Origin of the sequence: Propionibacterium australiense (assembly GCF_003666605.1) — a bacterium.
Taxonomy (GTDB): domain Bacteria; phylum Actinomycetota; class Actinomycetes; order Propionibacteriales; family Propionibacteriaceae; genus Propionibacterium; species Propionibacterium australiense.
Map to the genome: position 1 here is coordinate 1 of NZ_RCIV01000022.1, position 18,460 is coordinate 18,460.

19 protein-coding genes are annotated in these 18,460 nt (G+C 68.0%); 7 read left to right on the top strand and 12 right to left on the bottom strand.

Translation table 11 applies throughout. The features are described from left to right. The first annotated feature begins 132 nt into the window (after positions 1-132). The gene (locus D9T14_RS11720; RefSeq protein WP_126464203.1) at positions 133-747 is read left to right on the top strand and encodes a hypothetical protein; all 615 of its coding nucleotides are present in this window, start codon (positions 133-135) and stop codon (positions 745-747) included. Positions 748-820: 73 nt separating this feature from the next. Here the strand turns inward: D9T14_RS11720 and D9T14_RS11725 are convergent, their stop codons facing one another. Then, positions 821-3,274 (bottom strand): Cna B-type domain-containing protein, encoded by a 2,454-nt coding sequence (locus D9T14_RS11725; protein WP_126464204.1) that lies wholly within the window; start codon positions 3,272-3,274, stop codon positions 821-823. A gap of 256 nt (positions 3,275-3,530) precedes the next feature. On the opposite strand from D9T14_RS11725, the gene D9T14_RS11735 reads away from it, so the two are divergent. After that, the gene (locus tag D9T14_RS11735) at positions 3,531-3,836 is read left to right on the top strand and encodes a branched-chain amino acid transport AzlD family protein (protein ID WP_232012485.1); all 306 of its coding nucleotides are present in this window, start codon (positions 3,531-3,533) and stop codon (positions 3,834-3,836) included. 129 nt (positions 3,837-3,965) lie between these two features. Here the strand turns inward: D9T14_RS11735 and D9T14_RS11740 are convergent, their stop codons facing one another. From D9T14_RS11740 to D9T14_RS11790, 11 genes are all read right to left on the bottom strand, one after another. After that, on the bottom strand, positions 3,966-4,628 hold the full coding sequence (locus D9T14_RS11740) for a suppressor of fused domain protein (protein ID WP_170175673.1): 663 nt from the start codon (positions 4,626-4,628) through the stop codon (positions 3,966-3,968). Between the two features lie 447 nt (positions 4,629-5,075). Next, positions 5,076-6,464 (bottom strand): MATE family efflux transporter, encoded by a 1,389-nt coding sequence (locus tag D9T14_RS11745; RefSeq protein ID WP_197720655.1) that lies wholly within the window; start codon positions 6,462-6,464, stop codon positions 5,076-5,078. 11 nt (positions 6,465-6,475) lie between these two features. After that, positions 6,476-6,922: a MarR family winged helix-turn-helix transcriptional regulator gene (locus tag D9T14_RS11750; RefSeq protein WP_119162717.1), complete on the bottom strand. Its 447-nt coding sequence runs from the start codon at positions 6,920-6,922 to the stop codon at positions 6,476-6,478. A 281-nt stretch (positions 6,923-7,203) separates the two neighbouring features. Then, a complete protein-coding gene (locus D9T14_RS11755; protein ID WP_119162718.1) occupies positions 7,204-8,073 on the bottom strand; it encodes an aldo/keto reductase in 870 nt (289 codons plus the stop codon). 63 nt (positions 8,074-8,136) lie between these two features. Continuing rightward, positions 8,137-8,460, bottom strand: a complete 324-nt coding sequence (locus D9T14_RS11760) for a carboxymuconolactone decarboxylase family protein (protein WP_119162719.1) — start codon at positions 8,458-8,460, stop codon at positions 8,137-8,139. 46 nt (positions 8,461-8,506) lie between these two features. Then, positions 8,507-8,920, bottom strand: coding sequence for a cupin domain-containing protein (locus D9T14_RS11765; RefSeq protein ID WP_197720656.1), 414 nt, complete (start codon positions 8,918-8,920; stop codon positions 8,507-8,509). A gap of 403 nt (positions 8,921-9,323) precedes the next feature. After that, complete coding sequence (locus tag D9T14_RS11770) at positions 9,324-9,782, bottom strand: hypothetical protein (protein WP_126464205.1); 459 nt, start codon at positions 9,780-9,782, stop codon at positions 9,324-9,326. After that, positions 9,782-10,003, bottom strand: coding sequence for a helix-turn-helix transcriptional regulator (locus D9T14_RS11775; protein ID WP_119162722.1), 222 nt, complete (start codon positions 10,001-10,003; stop codon positions 9,782-9,784). Before D9T14_RS11775 ends, D9T14_RS11770 begins: the two co-directional genes overlap by 1 nt. Positions 10,004-10,158: 155 nt before the next feature. Beyond that, positions 10,159-11,217, bottom strand: a complete 1,059-nt coding sequence (locus D9T14_RS11780; RefSeq protein ID WP_119162723.1) for a cytochrome P450 — start codon at positions 11,215-11,217, stop codon at positions 10,159-10,161. Between the two features lie 181 nt (positions 11,218-11,398). Then, positions 11,399-13,369, bottom strand: coding sequence for a Spy0128 family protein (locus D9T14_RS11785; protein WP_119162724.1), 1,971 nt, complete (start codon positions 13,367-13,369; stop codon positions 11,399-11,401). A gap of 207 nt (positions 13,370-13,576) precedes the next feature. Further along, positions 13,577-14,653 (bottom strand): threonine aldolase family protein, encoded by a 1,077-nt coding sequence (locus D9T14_RS11790; protein WP_119162725.1) that lies wholly within the window; start codon positions 14,651-14,653, stop codon positions 13,577-13,579. A 209-nt stretch (positions 14,654-14,862) separates the two neighbouring features. On the opposite strand from D9T14_RS11790, the gene D9T14_RS11795 reads away from it, so the two are divergent. The 5 genes from D9T14_RS11795 to D9T14_RS11815 all read left to right on the top strand — a co-directional run bounded on the left by D9T14_RS11795 (position 14,863) and on the right by D9T14_RS11815 (position 18,435). After that, entirely contained in the window at positions 14,863-15,333 is a 471-nt protein-coding gene (locus tag D9T14_RS11795) for a MarR family winged helix-turn-helix transcriptional regulator (protein ID WP_119162726.1), read from the top strand. Between the two features lie 4 nt (positions 15,334-15,337). Next, positions 15,338-15,937, top strand: coding sequence for a nitroreductase family protein (locus tag D9T14_RS11800; protein ID WP_119162727.1), 600 nt, complete (start codon positions 15,338-15,340; stop codon positions 15,935-15,937). 264 nt (positions 15,938-16,201) lie between these two features. Further along, on the top strand, positions 16,202-16,978 hold the full coding sequence (locus D9T14_RS11805; RefSeq protein ID WP_119162728.1) for an SDR family NAD(P)-dependent oxidoreductase: 777 nt from the start codon (positions 16,202-16,204) through the stop codon (positions 16,976-16,978). A gap of 111 nt (positions 16,979-17,089) precedes the next feature. Beyond that, positions 17,090-17,671 (top strand): sugar O-acetyltransferase, encoded by a 582-nt coding sequence (locus tag D9T14_RS11810; protein ID WP_119162729.1) that lies wholly within the window; start codon positions 17,090-17,092, stop codon positions 17,669-17,671. Continuing rightward, a complete protein-coding gene (locus D9T14_RS11815) occupies positions 17,668-18,435 on the top strand; it encodes an alpha/beta hydrolase family protein (RefSeq protein WP_119162730.1) in 768 nt (255 codons plus the stop codon). The genes D9T14_RS11810 and D9T14_RS11815 overlap by 4 nt, the downstream gene beginning before the upstream one ends. The last annotated feature ends 25 nt before the right edge of the window (positions 18,436-18,460 follow it).

The following is an 18,460-nucleotide window of genomic DNA, read 5'->3' on the forward strand; positions in this document are numbered from 1 at the left end:
GGGGGGGGTGTCTTCAGCGGCACTTTCCGGTGGCGTGGGGAGAAGGCGGCTGATCAGGCCCGGCAAGCCCTGGACGAGATCTGGCGCTTCGCCGTGGAACAGGGCTGGCCCCCCGATCCGCGGACTGTCGTAATGGATCCGCTCCTGGCCCGTGCGTGTGCCGTTGGACGCGCCACCGTCACAGGGCGCGAACCGAGACTGATCTACCGTGCCCCGGCCTGGCACCGGCTGTGGGAGTATGCCTGCGACCTCGGGATCGCCCTCCTCCTCTTCGGTGTTCTCCTCACCGTGACCGGCGTGGCGATGCTGGCGGAGCCCGACGGCTTCTGGCACGCGGCGGCCGGCGTGCTCGCGCTCCTGTTCGGAGTCGGCTGCATCCTGCTCGCACTGGGCACGGCGGCACAGAGCTTCGGCCGGACCATCGTGAGTCGGGCGGGAATCAGGGTCGATCGGAAGACGACGATCGCCTGGCCTGCCTCACGATCCAGCCTGTTCGTTGCGGGTGCCCGCGTCCTCGTCGCAGGACCCGACGGGCAAGCCATTCCCCTACCGGGGACCGGCGGCGCCCGGGGCGGCTTCGAGCAGCGGGAGCGGCTCGCTGCTGCCCAGTGCGAGGAGATCTGGTGCTGGGGCGTGGCCAATGGCGCGACGAGTGAGGACGGGTGCTACATCCGGCTCGACTCCGCCCCGCTGCAGCGCGAACGCGAGATCTTCGAGCGCCGCGCGGGCATGACGGTTCCGCGCTGAGCAGGCCGGGCACGGAGAAGGCCGGGCGGGCGCGGACCATCTGTCCTGCACCCGCCCGGCCATTCATTTCGTGTTACGACTGCTTGCGCTTGCGCAGCGTCTGGGCGCCGGCACAGGCGGCGACGAGCGCCACGGCCCCGAACAGTCCTGCGAAGGCGTCCTCACCGGTCCGCGGCATCTTGGCGGGCCTCGTCTTGGACGGCGTTCCCGGCGTCGGAGTGCTCGTCTCCGTGGGTGCCGTCGGGGTCGCATCGGGCGTCGGCGTCACATCGGGGGTCGGCTCGGGCGTCGGGGTCGGCTCGGGCGTCACCTCGATGGCCTCGTTCAGCACGACGACGGTGATCTCCCGGGTGTCCGGGTCATACTCGCGCTGGTAGTCGGCGGTCCAGCCCTCGGGCGCGTCCTCCTCGATGGTGGCGCCGGAGTCCAGCGGCAGGCCCTCGAAGGTGTGGGTCCACTCGTTCGACTCGTCGAGCACGACACTCTCCACGCGGTAGCCGTCGATGGTCAGCCAGACCGTGATGTTCTCGGGCGTGCTGAGCCCGGTCTGGCCCGGGTCCCACTGCTTGGTCACGGTGAGGCTCTCGGTGTACTCGTGCTCGTTGCCGAGTACGACCTTGCCGTTGGAGCCGATGCCGCCGCCACGGGTGGACGAGTTGTTCCGCACGATCACCTTGGCGAGCCCGGAGCTGAGCTGGACGGCCTGATCGCTCGGCGTGGCCTTGAGCTGGTAAGAGGCCGGGTCGTCGGTGATCCCCGACACCGCCGTCTCGTCGGCCGTGTCGGCGGAGTAGCGGGCGACATCCGGATCAGGTACACCGAGCGCGTCATTGGCATCGGCCTCAAGGGCCGCACCGTCGCGGTGCCAGTCGGCCAGGCCGCCGCCCAGCATGCGGTCGGAGATGGTCGCCGTCATCTGCTCCTCGTTGTCGGGCAGGCGCACGATCGAGACGTCGTCGCCGGCGCCCTGCGCGCTGTTGCCGTAGAGCGCGGTGCCGCTGTTCACGTTGATGCTGGCCTCACCGGTCGGGCAGAACCACACGCCGCCGCCCAGCACCGAGGCCTCGTTGTCGGTGATGAGGGAGTCATTGATGTACAGGGAGTAGGGCACCGAGCCCACGTAGAGCCCGCCGCCCTGCTTGCTGGCCGTGTTGTTCTCGATGAGCCCGGCGTTGATGCGCACCTCGCTGGAGGCCGAGTAGACGCCGCCGCCGCAGCCCCTGTCGCCGTCCTCCGTCTGCCCGGCCTGAGCGCTGTTGCCGGAGATCGTGCCACCGTTCATGGTGAACGAGGCCGGGAAGTAGCTGGGCCACTGGGCGAATCCGTCCTCGTAGGGAATCTTGCCGAAGTAGTTGACGAAGGTGTCGTAGGTGGCGACGCCTCCGCCCATGCCGGTGGCCGTGTTGCCCGTGATGGTGCCGTCGTTCATGACGAAGTCGCTGCCGCTCTCGACGTAGACGCCGCCGCCGGCACCGTCGGAGACGCTACCGTCGGCCATGGTCAGGCCCGTCGCCTGGCAGTTGGAGATCTCGCCGCCGTTCATCGTGAAATGCGCCTTCGACCACCAGTCGCTGACGCCGGCCGAGCCGCCGTAGAGGTAGACGCCGCCGCCGCGCGGGGCGGAGCAATTGGTGATCGTGCCGCCGTTCATCGTGAAGGTCGACTCGATGGCGTTGTCGGGGGTTGCTCCATTTCGGTTCAACGCCAGCACAAGGACGCCACCGGAGGTCTGGATCTGGTTGCCGGCGTCCCCGTTGGAGATCTCGCCGCCCTCCATGGTGAAGGTGCCACCGTCGACGACGACCGATCCCGCGTACTGGTTGTTGATCGTCGTGTTCGTGATGGTGCCGCCTCTCATCGTCGCGGACGCGCCATCGCGGACGTAGACGGCCGCGCCGTGGTCGCGGTCGACCGTGGTGTCGGTGATGAGGCCACTCGCCATGGTGAACGTGGCATCACCGCCCGTGACGATCACGGCGCCCACGTTCTCGTCGTAGAAGCCCTGCCGGGAGGCCAGCAGATTGCGCAGGGTGGCGCCGTCCAGGATGAAGGAGCCCGCGGTGGTGACGAAGCAGTTGTTCCGTCCCTGGCCGTCCAGCGTCACGTCACCACTGAGAGTGAACGTGCCACCGGTCTCCACCTGGAAGAACGGCTTGGCGCTGCTCGTGACGGTCGGCGAGTCGCCATCGGCGTTCGTGATGGTGATGATCTTGCCCGCCGGGATGGTGACGGTGCCGGTCAGAGCGATGTCCCCGGCGAGCCGAATCGTCGTCACGTCACCGTCGGTCGCAGCGGCGATGGCGGCCAGCAGGCCGGCCTCGTCGTTCACCGTGACCGTCACGGCGTCGAAGACGGTGGCACGGGGCTGGGGCGCCGAGTCCTGATCGGAGTCGCCGGCAGAGGAGCCCTGCTGGAGCACCTGCGCGGGGGCCGGGGCGTGCTGCGCGGTTGCGGTCGTCGCCCCTCCCGGCGCCACGATGCCGAACGCGAGGACCGCGCTCAACAGATAGCAAAGTCTTCTTCTCATGGGATGCAGCCCTTCCTGGTCTGCTTCGTGTCTCCGGAACTCTTCAGGGGGCGGCAAGGGTGTGGAGGTATTGAAAGTGAACCATTCAGATCATAATTGCTCTTGACCGGAAGCGACATCACGGAGGTTCTCGTCGGCGTGGCGGCCGTCCCTGGGCTGGAACACCGCTGCATTTGCTCATGAGCCTGACCATCTTCGGTGGCTCCCTGGAGTTCGTCGCCGTCTCGATGCTGCTCGTCCCCTTCGCCCCGGCGCAGTGACCATCGGCCTATGCGTCCTCGGCACCGTCGCCATGCGCTTCCTGCCGTTCCTCGCATTCGGCAGCGGACGACAGACACCGGAGTACATCCGTTATCTCGGCGGGGCGCTACCCGCCGCGGTCGTCGGCATGCTGGTGGTCTACAGCCTCAAGGACGTGTCCCTCGTCTCGGACAGTCACGGGGTTCCCGAGGCGATCGCCATCGCCGTCACCGTGGGGCTCCACCTGTGGAGGCGGCAGATGCTGGTCTCCATCGCCGGCGGCACCATCGGCTACATGCTGCTCGTGCAGTTCGTGTTCTGAGCGCAGATCGGTGCCCGGGTCGGGGCGGTTGCTGGTGCCATTTCGTGGGAGCCGATCACCGATCTCCGTACGGCGCACCCGGGGTGAAGCTCCCCGGCGTGGTCTGGGCCCAGCGGCTCCGGCTGGGGGCTATAGGTGGGAGCGGGGCGGGCGGGAGACGTCGATGACGGCATCCGGGTTGTCAGCCAGGATGCGCCGGTGCAGCTCGGGCGCGCGGTGGGGCTCCAAGGACAGGACGCTGATGTCACGGGCGGTGATGGCCGTCACCTGGTTGAAGGCGAGTTCGCCGAAGAGGGTGTCAATGGTGCGGGCCTCGGTGTCGGGGACCACGAACAGTCCGGTCAGCTCCGCGGGCGCGCCGGGGCAGACCGGGGAGCCACTTCCCGCCAGGGAGTAGCCAGGGGCCAGCTGCCGGGCAGTGGCGACCGTGTACCGGGCGAGGCTCGCCAGGGTGTCGATGGCCCACATGCACCGGGCGGTGTCCGCATCGGCCAGCTTCATCGTCAGCTCACAGCCCCAGCCGCTGTAGTCCCCGCCCAGGGCGTCGACATCGGCGGCCAGGGTGCTCAGCCCATAGGTGACGATGTGACGGTAGCCCTTGGGTGAGGTGTACAGGGACAGGCCCTCCAGGACCTGGTCGCCGCCGAAGCGCACGCGATCGGGGGCGAGCGTGGCGAAATGCTCCGGCTCCTGGTCCGGGTAGAGACGGGCCAGCTCGGCGTCAATGGCGTCCCAGCCAGGAGCCCAGTCGTGGTGGCTCTCGGCGTAGGCCAGGAACTCCTCCCGCGTCATCCTGGGCGCCGGGGAAGGCCGTGCCGGTTGGGAAGCCGGCCGGGGCGGGCGGGAGGAGTGTTGGGAGCCGGGGGTGGCTGTCATGGGCCCTCCTTCTCGGCCGCTCCGGGCGGCTGAGCTGCGGCTGGTGATGCCCAGGATGCTACCGCCCGCTCAGGTTGCTCGGCTGTTCCGTCCCACAGCGCCCAGACGCAAGAAACCACTCGCGCGGGGTCCTGGCGGCCGTGGTCACCTCGGCATCGGCACAGCGCCTCATGCACGATCTCCCGACCGCGGGGCCGTGTTCGTTCGGTACAGGTGACCTCCGGCGGCCGCAAACGTCGATCACCGCCAGTTTTACCGCCACTGGCGGCAAACTGGCGGTGATGCGGCGAGCCGGTTCAGGCGTCCATCGGCGCGACAGGGACACGGAACCCGCCTCGCTCGGTGTGCGGCTCGCAGCTGCGGTCAGCCGACAGCCTCGGCCGCCGGGGTCGGCTCGACTGGAGCGGGAGCCACGGTCGGGTCCGTTCGCCGGTCCACGAGCCCGTACCGGGGGCCGAGCTTCCTGATGAGCAGCAGCACGACCAGCGCCGCGATCGTCTCGGCCACGATGATCGAGGACCAGATGCCCACAGGCCCGATGAGAGCCGGCAGCAGCAGCACCGAGCACACCTCCAGGCCGAGGGTGCGGCCGGCCGCCAGCGCCGCCGAGACGAGCCCGTTGCCGAGCGCGGTGAACAGAGACGAGCCGTACATGCCCACACCCACCGACAGGAACGAGAGCGAGAAGATGCGGAAGGCAGTCTGGGTCAGCTCCATGAGCCCCGGGTCGTAGCCGGCGAAGATGAGCGCCAGCGGGTGGGCGAGCAGCTGTGAGGCGAGCAGCATGGATGCTCCGGTGGCGGTGACGATGGCGAGTGATCTGCGCATGAGGCTGCGCTTCTCGACATCGTTCGCGGCTCCGTGCTGAAAACTCATGAGCGGTGCCGAGCCCATGCAGAAGCCCTCGAAGATCGCGGTGAAGACCATGCTGACGTACATGACCGTGCCATAGGCGGCCACCCCGTCCTGGCCGATGAATCTCAACAGCTGCAGGTTGTAGATGATGCTCACCACCGAGATGGCGATCGCGGCCATCATCTCCGACGAGCCGTTCACGCAGGCCTTGCCCAGAGCGGCCGGATCCCTCGCGGGGCACCCCAGCTTCAGGAAGCTCGTATTGGGGCGGGCGAACCAGGCCAGTGGCACGAGTCCGCCGATGAGCTCCGAGGCGACAGTGGCCCAGGCCGCCCCGGCCACGCCCCAGCCGAGGACGCCGACGAACAGCAGGTCCAGCGACATGTTGGTCAGCCCCGCGGCGAGCGTCACGTACAGGCCGAGCCGGGGCCTGCCGGCCGTCGAGGCGAATGCCTGGAAGGCGTACTGGAGCATGAACGCCGGGAGCGAGACCATGAGGATCCGCCCGTAGAGCACGCACAGCTGCAGCATCTCGCCGGACGCGCCGAGCAGCTCGGCCACCGGCCGCATGACGAGGGCGCCGACCACTGCCAGCACGCCACCGGCGCCGAGCGTGACGTAGACGATCATCGAGAAGTAGCGGTTGGCCAGCTCGTCGCGGCCCTGCCCGCGGGTGTGGGAGACGAGCGCGCTGCCGCCCGAACCCATCATGAAACCGAGCGTGCCGAGAATCATGATGAACGGCATGATGAGGGTGACCGCGGCGAAGGCCGTCTTGCCGGCGAAGTTCGAGACGAACAGGCCGTCGACGACCCCGTAGATCGAGGTGAAGATCATCATCGCGATCGAGGGCAGCGTGAAACCCAGCAGGGCGCGGACGCCGAAGTGCCGTGACATGTCCATGGTCGTCAGTTGCTCCCGATGGCGTCGAGCTCGCTCGACAGGGCCGTGGAATAGGCGACCAGGGTGGCCGTGAGCGCAGCGCGCTGTCCCGCCGGGATGGCGCTGAGCGCCGCCAGCTCGGCATTGATGACGGGGACGATGCGCTCGGCGACGATGCGTCTGCCCTGCTCGGTGAGGTAGATGCGCGTCATCCGGCCGGTGCCGGATTCGATGCGGACGGTGCCGTCGGCCCGGAGTCTCTTGACCGCCGAGTTGACCGTCTGCTTCCCGGTGAAGCACAACTCGCACAGCTGCCGCTGCGAGCAGCCCTCACCGGACACGTGCAGCGCGTAGAGGATGTCCAGGGAACTGTCCGAGAGACCCGCGGTTCGTGCGGCCCGGTGATAGGCGTCGTCGATGCGCTTGCTCGCCGCGTTGATGGTCCGCTGCAGGGCCATCAGGTCAGTCGTCATGGATCCTCCCCACCGTATTCGAGTCCGATTTCAGACATGCATACGGTCAGCCATCCTACGTGGCGCCGACCGGTGCGCAAGCATTCATGGCAACTGGGAGAAAACGGTCCGGGGCGGGGCGACCGGGGGGCGGTGCGCTGCGCATCGCGGGTCCGCGATGGCCTGCCCTCGTTGCTGAAGCGCCCGGCGGGGCGGTCGCTCAGGCGATCGCCCCGCCGGGCGTCGGTGTGACGGTGTGGTGCGATGGACCGGCCCCCAGAGGTGGCGCCGGTCCGGCCGGCTCAGTCCAGCTGAGTCCTGAACACGGGGAAGAAGCTGTGCTCGCCATAGCTGGCGAGCCGGCCGACTGCCCGCAGGGTCGCCATGTCGTCCTCGCTGATCGTGAAGTCGAGCGTCGCGTTCTGCTCCATGTGGGCCCGGTTGGCGGTCTTGGGCAGGGCCACCAGTCCGAGCTGCAGGACGTAACGGATGCACAGCTGCGGCACCGAGACGCCGTAGCCGGCGGCGATGGCCGCCACCTCCTCGTTGTCGAGGATCGCGCCGTGTGCGACGGGGGAGTAGGCCTCGACCACCACGTCGTTCGACTGGCAGAAGTCGATGAGCTCGAACGGGGTGTTGCCCACATGGGCGAGCACCTGGTTGACGGCCGGCTTGACGCGAGCATTGTCGATGATGTTGCGCACGTCATCGACGAGGAAGTTGCTCACGCCGATCGACCGCACCCTGCCCGCCGTCCGGGCGTCCTCCAGCGCCCGCCAGGCATCGAGATTCTCCGCGTAGTAGTGGTTGTCGTCGGCGCGGAACTCCGCCCACGGCTGAGGGCTGTGGATGATGAGCAGGTCGACGTAGTCCAGCCCGAGCCGGGCCAGTGACTCGTCGATCGAGGCGGCGGCGGAGTCGTACGACTTGTGCTCGGCGGCGACCTTCGTCGTGACGAACAGCTCGTCGCGGGGCACACCGCATTCGCGGATGCCGGTGCCGACCCCGGTCTCGTTGCGGTAGGCCTGTGCCGTGTCGATGTGGCGGTAGCCGACCGCCACCGCGTCCTTGACGGCCTGCGCCGCGTCCGCGTCGTCGATGAGCCAGGTGCCCAGGCCGAGCGCGGGGATCGAGCTGCCGTCGTTGAGTCGGATCTGCTTGTCGTATGCCATGGTCTTCCTTCCTCGTCATCCTGGCATGCTGGTGTTGGCCGGTCTGCTGGCCCTGTTGCCCCCTCAGCCGGCGTAGACATCCTTGGCCATGCGGAACGCCGCCCAGGCCTTGGGCCAGCCGGCGTAGAAGGCCGCATGGGTGAGGATCTCGGCCATCTCCTCGGCGGTCACGCCGTGGCGCCTGGCGTTGCCGATGTGGAACTGCAATGAGCTGTCGAAGATACCGCCGGCCATGAGCGCGGTCACCGTGACGATGCTGCGATCACGGGCCGACAGCTTGTCCTCACGCGACCAGACCTGCCCGAAGAGCACGTCGTCGTTGAGCTCGGCGAACTTGGGGGCGAAGTCGCCCAGCTGGTCGTGTCCTGCCGTCACCTTGTCTGCCATGTCTGCCTCCTGGATGTGCCTGCTGGATCTGCCGGTGCGCTGCGTCTCAGGCGAGCGTGCCGTACTCCTCGTCGGTGACCGGCTCGAGCCACTCGGTGCCGATGCCCTCGCCCGGGACCATGAGGGCGATGTGGGTGAACCATGAGTCGGGGGCCGCGCCGTGCCAGTGCTTCGCGTTGGCGGGCACGTTGACGACGTCGCCGGGGCGCAGCTCGACGGGCTCGCAGCCCCACTGCTGGTAGTAGCCGCGGCCCGCGGTGGCGAGCAGGATCTGACCGCCGCCGGAGCTGGCACGGTGGATGTGCCAGTTGTTGCGGCAGCCGGGCTCGAAGGTCACGTTCGAGATGTGCACCTGCTCGGTCGAGAGCGGGGCCAGATAGCTCGTACCGGTGAAGTACTGGGCGTACGCCGTGTTCTCCTCGCCGAGTGGGAAGGGGCCGGTGTCGATCTTGTCAGTCATGTTGGGTACCTTTCTGCGGTTCTGGCCGTCCTGCTCGACATGGCCCCTGCGCCGAAGTTCCCACTGTTCAGCGGTGACGTGCCGTGTCAGAGGCCGCTCTCGGTGGTTCGTGGATGGTTTTCTCTCCCAGGTCAATTCTCGGACGCTCATGGCCGTGCTGCCAATACTCACGTCCTGGAGGGCGCCCGTCTGCCCGCCGGGGCTGGCCGACCAAGTCCTGGAGTCCGATCGGGGCCCGGTGCGCCAGCTCGTTGTCGCCGTGACGGGATCCCGGTACCCCCGTGTACCGAACCGGGTACAGGCGTCGTGCGAGACGTCAGCCGGTTCCAGCAGGATCGCGGCATCGGGCAGTCCTGCGTCGAGACGTCCCCTCGGCGGGGCCGTGTCCGCCGGCCGATGCGCTCTAGCGGCGATAGTCGATCACCCATGTCACCGCGTAGACGACGGTCGCGATGACGAGCAGTGTGCTGATCATGATGATGCTCGCCTCGTACAGGTGCATGGTCGCATGGGTGAACAACTCGAGCACGTGGAGGGCGAACAATGCGGCGGCGACGATGATGAGACCGGCGATGAACGTGGTGTGTGAGGCCCGGGTAGCACGCCCGACGATCCCCTGCTCGCGCTCGTCGGCTGCTGTCAGCTCGGAGGCCGTACCCCAGTCGAGACGATGCGACAGGGTCCGGTAGAGGGTCGGGTAGACGACGAGATAGCCCGCCAGGAGGAAGGGGAATGGTGAGGGGGTGAAGGAGAAACCGACGTCGCCGATCGGCTCCACGTGCGTGAAGGGAATGGCGAGGGCGAGCCCTGCCAGGGCGAAGAGCAGTACATTGCCCGCGCAGATCGTGATCATTCTCGTCATCATCCCACCTCTTTCGTGAAGATCGCCTCGATCGGGCGGCCGAGGGTCTCGGCGATGTTCATGGCCAGCAGCAATGAGGGGACGTAGTCGCCCTTCTCCAACGCGATCACCGTCTGGCGGGTGACACCCACCGCCTCGGCCAGCTCGGCCTGCGACATGCCCCTGTCCCGACGTAGTTCTCGCACGATGTTCCTGAGCCTCGCGTCCCGGCGCGCCACCATGACACCTTCCCAAAAGTCTAGTTGACTTTACCTCATAAAGTCTAGTCAACTTTACATCACGGGGTGATCGGCAGTCCTCCGGCGTCGGGTTTCATGTCGACGCGGCGGCGCACCGTGCAATCCGGGTGAGGCGGCTGACCGCCGGCCGCCGACGGTCAGCCGACGGCGCGCAGCACGATGGGCAGTGACTCCCAGCCGCCCAGCGGGAACTGCGCCCGGACGCCCTCGCCGCCGGTCTCGATGCGGAAGCGCGACAGCAGGGCACGGGTCAGGATCCGCAGTTCCAGGGTCGCCAGCGGGCGGCCGGGGCAGGCGTGCGGCCCGGTGCCGTAGACGAGGTTCTTGCCGGCGTTGCCCTCGGGATCGTAGCGGTCGGGGTCGCCGAAGGCCGCTGGGTCGCGGTTCGCGTCGGTCCAGTTGATGACCACCTGGGTGCCGGCCGGCACGTCGCGGCCGGCCACGTGGACGTCCCTCGTGGTGACGCGGCGGTTCGAGGTGAACGGGTCATCGATCCTCAGCACCTCGTCGATGGCCGCGTCGAGACGGGCGTCGTCGAGGTCCGCCCACTCGTCCTGCATCGGGGGGCGGGTGACGAGCCAGTGCGCCAAGACGCCGGCGCACAGGGCCAGCGAGCCGAGATCACCGCCGGTCCAGTTGCGCAGGATCGACACGAGAACCGGATCGGGCAGCGGCTGGCCGGTTTCGTCGCGAAGGTGGACGAGCTCCCAGGTCAGATCGTGCGGGGCGTCGGGCTCGCGGTGCGCGGCGACGATCGAGCCGATGATGCGGTCGAACCACTCGGCCACCTCGCGGGTGCGGGCCAGCTCGCCCGAGCGCGTCGCCTCGTGGTTGGCAGCCATCCACTCGATGAGCTCGTCCTCGAGATCGGGCGACCAGCCCAGCCAGGCGGACTGGGCGCGGACCGCGTAATGCGAGCCCAGGTCATTGACCGCATCCAGTGTTGCGCCGTCGGCGAGCGGGTCGAGCAGTCCCGCGGAGACCTCCTCCAGGAGTGGCTGCAGCGCGGCCATCCGTCCGGGGGAGAAGAAGGGTGCCAGGAGCCGGCGCATCGCCGCGTGCTCGGCGCCATCCATGCCATTGGGCACCTGCAGGAAACGCGAGACGTGACTGGAATAGGTGACGGGGTCCTGGGCCACGGCGACTGCCTCGGCATGGGTTCTGATGACGGGACGCTTGCTCTGCTGATCGGCCATGATGCTCCTTCCCGGTCCGGTCGCGGGGTCAGCTGAGAGATCTTTTTCCCAGAGGTTACCGGAGAAATTAGCTGGGTGTGGCAGGTGCAACGGGCTCGGCGTGCGAGGACCGGACGTGAAGATGCCGCTGCCGTCCCGGCGCGGGTGCGCGCCGGGGGCGCCGCTCGGTGACCGCGTCGTCTCAGCGGCGTTTGCCGTGCAGACCCATCGCCGTGCCGACCGTCACCATGACTGCGCCGGCCCCCATGACCAGTGCCGAACTCTCGGCGCTGATGAGCGGAATGGTCCCGCTGGAGATCTCCTCCTGGCCAGGATCGGCAGAGCCGTCCGATGTGGTCGATCCGGGTTCGGGGGACGCGCCGGGGGACGGGGAGCTGCTGGGGGACGGCGAGGGCGATGGCGCGTCCTCGCCCTGGATGTTCGAGAACACGACCCCGTCGGAGTCCGTGACGATCGTCACGACCGGGTTGGTCCCCGACTCGTCGGCGCCCACCCGCACCTCGACGTGTTCGGTGTGCGTGTCGTAGGTGATCCCGCCACCGGTGGCGGTGCCCGCGTTCTGAGCGCCGGTGGGGACGAGCTGGACGATCGTGTACGCGGTGCTCGTGCCGATGCTGTTCCGGTCGAACTGGGTCGGCTCGAAGGCGAATGAGCCATCGGCGAGGTTCGTCGTCGTGGCGACCAGGGCACCGGAGGCGTCGGCCAGCTCGAAGGTGAACTGGCCGTCCTGCAGCTCTCCGCCCTGGAGCGTCGTCAAGCCCGTGACGGTGGCGGTGGCGCTGGTCGCCACGGCGACCTCGACGGTCACCGCGGCCTCGTAGCCGGTCGAACCGTAGTAGGCCTGCGGTGCGTAGTAGTAGGTGGCCTGGTAGATGCCCGGCGTGCTCGTGTCGACATTGGTCTCGACTCGGACGTCGGCGCTGTCCAGGGCGACGTCCGCGCCGGCGTGGTCATGGATCCAGTCCAGGTTGTCCGCGGGTGACCACGAGGCTCCGAGTTGCACCGTGCTGTTGACGGCGCTGATCACCTGGCGCACCCTGACCTCGGCCCCGTTGAGGGCGCCGCTGCCGGTCGCCTCGGTGGGATGGAAGAGGTCGCTGGGATAGGTGTACCTGGCGGCCAGGCCATCACTCGTGTTCTCGTCCGCCTCGACCTGCCAGCCTGCGTCCCGGATGGCCGATTTCACACGGGTCAGGTCGAGCGAGACATTGCCGCCGGTGAAGAGCCTGTCGTCGGGACTGGCGGTGTGCGCGTCGGTGCTGTCGTCCGTGACCATGTTCGAGATCGTCAGATCGGAGATCTGCATCGTTGGCATGCGGGACTGGATGATCTCGGGAGCGTTGGAGGACGCGCGGTACTGGCCGTTGCCGGACAGCGGGCTCGTGCCCTGCTCGTTGCCGGTCACCCGGCGGGCGAAGCGAATGCGCGTCGACGCGCCGGCAGTGGCGGGGGAGAGGATGTTCTCCTCGATGCCGACCCACACGGAGCCGGACAGGTCCAGCTCGTCCTTGTTGATGAGCGTCAGCGCGATGGTCAGCCTGAACGTCTCACCGGGTTCGAGGGAGCCCGTGAGCTCGAGTGCCTGCAGCGTCGACCAGTCACCGCCGACCGAGGCGGACCACTCTGCATGGGGAAGGTACGCGCCGACGGAAGAGCCGTAGGCGATCGTGATACCGCCGGCTTCCGACTCCGGGGCGAGGCCGTCCTCGCCTGCTCGGACCCGTGAGGGATCGACGCGCAGCTGCGGGACGCCCGCCTCGGCGGCCTGCGCGGAGGGCAGTGCCACGACCTGCTTGAGGTCTTCGATCGGCTCATCCGTGTCGTTCGACAGTTCGATCACGGCATTGAGATCGGAGTAGGTGTCGACGTCGATGATCGACAGGGCCGGTGGCGATCCGGCGGTGGAGTGATTGGACTCCTCGGTGTCGCCGCCTCGGTTCGTCGCGGTGAAGTACGTGGTGTGCGTGAGGGCGCCATCGACGAGGGCGGCCGTGTTGGCGTTCGCACCGGTGTAGATCGCCTCGGAGGAGTCGGCCATGGCGGCCGGGACACTCAGCCCGAGCAGGCATGAGAGCATGACAATGGCGGCGATGCTGACGCGCGCGGTCCACGAACGAGTGACCGCCGCGAGCCAGCGACCAGTCGAGTTCATAGGGTCCGCCAATCGATGCTCCAGTGGGGTGATCCGCGCCAAATTCTACCAGCAACCCTGAGAAAAATTAAGGGTGTCCATTCTCTCAGGCAGAGCCGGTTTGGTGCGGAATGGCCCCTGCGGGGCGGCGATGCATCAGGGTCTTCCCCTTGTCCTCTTCCAGGGCCGGGCCAGGGTCGCGGGTGCTGTCCCGGTGACTGCGGTCGTTCATGCCGGTCCGCTGATCCCGCGCCGGCCCGGGTCAGTCCGGGGCAGCTCGGCCACCGCTGCGGCCAAGGCGTCGACATCCCGGTCGCTGGTGCTCCAGCTGGTGCAGAAACGTGTGCAGTGGCGGTCCTCGCCCACGCGCTGCCAGTACTTGACGGCGAAGCCGGTGGACAGTGCCTCCAGCTGTGCCGTGGTGAGCACGACGAACTGCTGATTGGTCGGGCTGGTCATGAACGCAGGGATTCCTGCATCGGTGAAGAGCTGCGCGATGCGCTGGGCCTTGATGTTCGCCCCGACCCCGATACGCCGGTAGAGGTCGCCGGAGAACAGCGTCTCGAACTGCACGCCCAGCAGCCAGCCCTTGGCCAGCATGGCGCCGTTCTGCTTCATCAGGTTCCGGAAACCGGTGCGCAGGACCGGGTTGACGAGCACAGCGGCCTCACCGAACAGAGCCCCGCACTTGGTGCCGCCGATCGTGAAGGCGTCAGTCAGCTCGGCCATGTCGGCCAGTTGGACGTCGTTGTCCGGCGAGCCGAGGGCATAGGCCATGCGGGCTCCGTCGACGAACAGGAGCAGCCCGTGCTCGTGGGCGGTCCGGGAGATCGCGGCCAGTTCGCCCCGGGAGTACAGGGTGCCGAACTCGGTGGGCTGGGAGAGGTACACCAGCGCCGGCTGGCTGATGTGCTCGGCAACGATGCTCTGCTGGGCGTCGAGGGCGGCGCGCTCGACCTGGGCGGCGCTCAGCTTGCCATCGACCCCGGGAACGATCTCCACCTTGTGGCCGGTGTGCTCGACGGCGCCGGCCTCGCGCTGGGCGATGTGGCCGGTCTCTGCGCTGAGGACGCTCTGCCAGGGCCGCAGCGCGGCGGCGATGACCGTGAAGTTCACCTGTGTGCCGCCCACCAGGAAGTGCACGTCGGCAGCGGCCCCGCCCAGTTCCGCCCGGATCAGCTCCGCGGCGCGGGCACAGGTCACGTCGGTGCCGTAGCCGGGGAAAGTCGACTCGTTCGAATCGAGGATCGCCTGCAGGATCGCCGGATGGGCTCCGTGGTTGTAGTCATTGGTGAACAGGATCAACGTGTCGTTCCTCTTCCGTGTTGTTGCGCCGGGCGGCGCATGGCTCTCACGATAACGCCGCGGGCGTCCGCCGAGGTCCTGTTGGTCGAGGTGGTGCCCGGCTCGCCTGGTGGGCCGTCCGCTGCTGGGGCGATTGGGTGACGACCGAATCTCTCTGCTAACCTCAAATGGTAAATATATTGACCGCTCAGGGGAATCGGCGGGACGGCATGGACAGGCGAGCCAGGAGAAACGCATTCCGGTACTGCACACTGCGTGACGAGCAGTTCGCGCTCTATGACGCCTACGCCAAGCGTCACGGCATGCTCGTGAGCACGCTGCTCGTGGTCAACGCCGTCTTCTACGCGAAGGAAGGCATCACGCAGCGCGACATCGCCGCGCAGACCTTCCAGTCCAAGCAGACCGTGAACCTCATCGTGAAGAAACTCCTCGCGGCAGAGCACGTCGTGGTCGAGCGCGCCGAGGGTGACGGGCGCGAGAAACTCGTGGCGCTCACCGCGGCGGGACGCGAGCGCTACGAGCGCGAGATACGCCACATCACCTGGGCCGAGGACAAGGCGATGTCGCTCCTGGCGCCCGACGAGCAGGAACGGCTCGTCGACCTGCAGCGCCGATTCACCAAGAACCTGACCGAACTCATCGAGCGCGAACCGTTGGGATACCGGGACGAGGAGGAATGAGCCCATGGAGTTCTACGAGGCCGTCCACAAGCGGCGCAGCATCCGCCAGTTCGAGGACAGACCCATTGCCCGCGAGACCATCGAACGCATCGTCGAGGCGGGCCTGGCGGCGCCCTCCTCGAACCACCAGCGCCGCTGGCAGCTCGTGGTGCTCACCGAGAAGGACCGCATCGTCGAACTCTCCAGACACATCCGCAACATGCCCCGCCGGTTCAAGGAGGCGAGAAGCCCCCAGCAGGAGATGATGCAGATCTCCTACCCGCGCCAGCGGAGCATGGTCGCCGAGGCCGCCTGCGTCATCGTGCCCACGTTCCACTGCAAGTACCCCATCAGCGAGGAGGGCGGCGGCTGGGGCCTGAACGACTACGGCGCGGCATGGGCGCTCATCGAGAACATGCTCCTCGCCGCCACCGCGGAAGGGCTGAGCTCGGGCGTGCACATTCCGGTGAGGAAGGAGCCGGCGGAGATCCACGAGTTCCTGGGCATCCCCGAGCCCTGGCGGCTGCCAGCGCTCGTCGTGCTGGGCCATCCCGCGGCGGGCGCCGAGACGCCCCGCCAGGTGGAGGTGTCCGTCGACAAGAACGTGCACTGGCAGACCTGGTAGACGCCCAGGGCATGGGGCATGTGCCCGTCCACGGTGGTCACATGGGCATGGTTCTCGGTCCATGTATCCCAGTGGTCGACGGGTCATGCCTGCGGTAGCGTTCCAGTGGACCGCAGGGCATTGCTCCGCGGTCCGGTTGTGGATCGTCCCGGTGCTGTGACGATGGGATGGATGCACATGCCGACTGGACCGGATGCACATGTCACCATGGCACATCCGTGAACGATGATGATCCCGCGGCCCCCGCGGAGACAGGAGCTATTCATGGACAGGAACTACTTCGACCTGAGCGAGCGTGTCGCGCTCGTCACCGGCTGTTCGACCGGTCTCGGCGTGCAGATGGCCGAGGCCCTTGCCGCATCCGGTGCGACGATCGTTCCCGTTGCCCGGCGCACCGAGCTCATCAACTCCGTCGCCGAGCGGATCACCGCAGAATTCGGTGTCGAGACGATGCCGATCCGCTGCGACATCACGAGCACCACCGACGTCGAGACGATGGTCGACGAGGTGGTGGAGCGTTTCGGCCGGATCGACGTCCTCGTCAACAACGCCGGCACCGGCGCCATCGGCAACGCCGAGGACATCACCGACGAGCAGTTCGACCATGAGCTCGAGGTCGACCTGTTCGGCACCTTCCGGGTCGCCCGGGCCGTGGCGAAGAAGGCGATGATCCCGGCCGGCTACGGGCGCATCATCAACATCGCCTCGATGTACGGGCTGGTCGGCAACATGGTCGCTGGCTCGGCCCCGTACCACGCGGCAAAGGGCGGCGTGGTCAATCTGACGAGGGCCTTGGCCGCCGAGTGGGGCAAGCACGGCATCACCGTGAACGCGATCTGCCCGGGCTACTTCTACACCGACCTGACCACCGAGACGCTGGACAGTGACTTCTTCCAGCAGCACGCCAGGGTCACGATCCCGGCCCAGCGCTACGGTGAGACCGGGGAACTCGACACGGCGGCGCTCTTCCTGGCCTCCCCGGCCTCCAGCTACGTCAACGGCACTGCCATCCCGGTCGACGGCGGCTACACCGCGATCTGACCGGTACGGCGGGTGCCGTGACCGGCTCCTCGTGGCAGGTCACGGCACCCTGGCCAGATGCGGCGAGACGGGGTCGGTCCCACCGCAACGACGCACGGGAACGGACACGAGATGACGGAACTGGAGAAACTGGACGCTGGACTGGAGTACAACTTCCTGGATGCCGAGGTGGCCGCGCGCAAGGAGAACGCCCTGCGCCTGTGCCAAGAACTCGAACAGGTGGACGTCAGTGACTTTCCGGCCCAGGAAGCCGTCGCCAAGCGGCTGCTCGGCTCTACCGGGGAGCACGTGTACCTGCAACCGGGGTTCCGCTGCGACAACGGCCAGAACATCCACGTCGGCGAGGCCTTTCTCACGAACTACAACGTGACGATCCTCGACATCATGCCGGTGCACATCGGTGACCACTGCATGATCGGTCCTGGCACGACGATCTCCACCGTCGGCCACCCGCTCTCACCGGCGGGCCGCCGTGCGAAACTGGCCAGGGGTGAGCCGGTGACGATCGGCGATGACGTGTGGATGGGTGCCAACGTGGCCGTAATGCCCGGGGTCACGATCGGAACCAACGTGATCGTCGCCGGGGTGCCCGCCCGCGTCGTCCGGGTCATTGACGACGACCTCGACCGCGGTCGCGTCCGGGGAGCGGCGGCTCAACCGGGCCCTGTCACCGACGAGACGGCGCCACGATGAGCGCCGACCAGTCGGTGCGTGCGCTCAGCTTCGAGCGCGACGGGCTGCGCATCCGCGGCGAGCTCCACCTGCCCGCCGGAGACGGCCCGTTCCCAGCCGCCATCTGCAGCCACGGTTTCGGGGCGACCAGCGCACGCTGCGAACCCTATGCGCGATTCCTGACCGCCCACGGCGTCGCCTGCTACCTGTTCGACTTCTGCGGCGGATCCCGCCACAGTCGCAGCGACGGGAGCCTGCGCGACCAGTCGGTGCTCACCGAGGTCGCCGACCTGGAGGCCGTCCTCGGCGGGATCCGGACCCAGCCGCTCGTCCGCCCCGACGAGGTCTTCCTTGTGGGAGCCAGCCAGGGCGGCTACGTCTCGGGGATCGTCGCCGCACGGCACCCGCACGCGGTACGCGGACTGGTCATGCTCTACCCGGCGCTGGTCATTCCCGACGACGCCCACGAGCGGTACGCGAGCCTGGACGAGGTGCCAGAGGACCCGGTGCTGTTCGGCGTGCCGGTCGGGCGGCGCTACTACGTGGATGCCTGGGGCCTCGATCCGGCCCGGGACCTGGTCGGTTACGCGGGAGGGGTCCTCATCGTCCACGGCGAGCAGGACGAGTTCGTCCCGATCAGGTACTCCGAGCGTGCCGTCGGCCATTACCCCCATGCCCGCCTGGTGCCGATCCCGGGAGCAGGCCACGGCTTCCACGGCGAGGCGCTGAGGACGGCCGAACAGGAGATCCTCGAGCTGATCGCCACGGCACTGGGCCGGGCCTGATCCCGGCACGCCCGGGCGGGGCCGT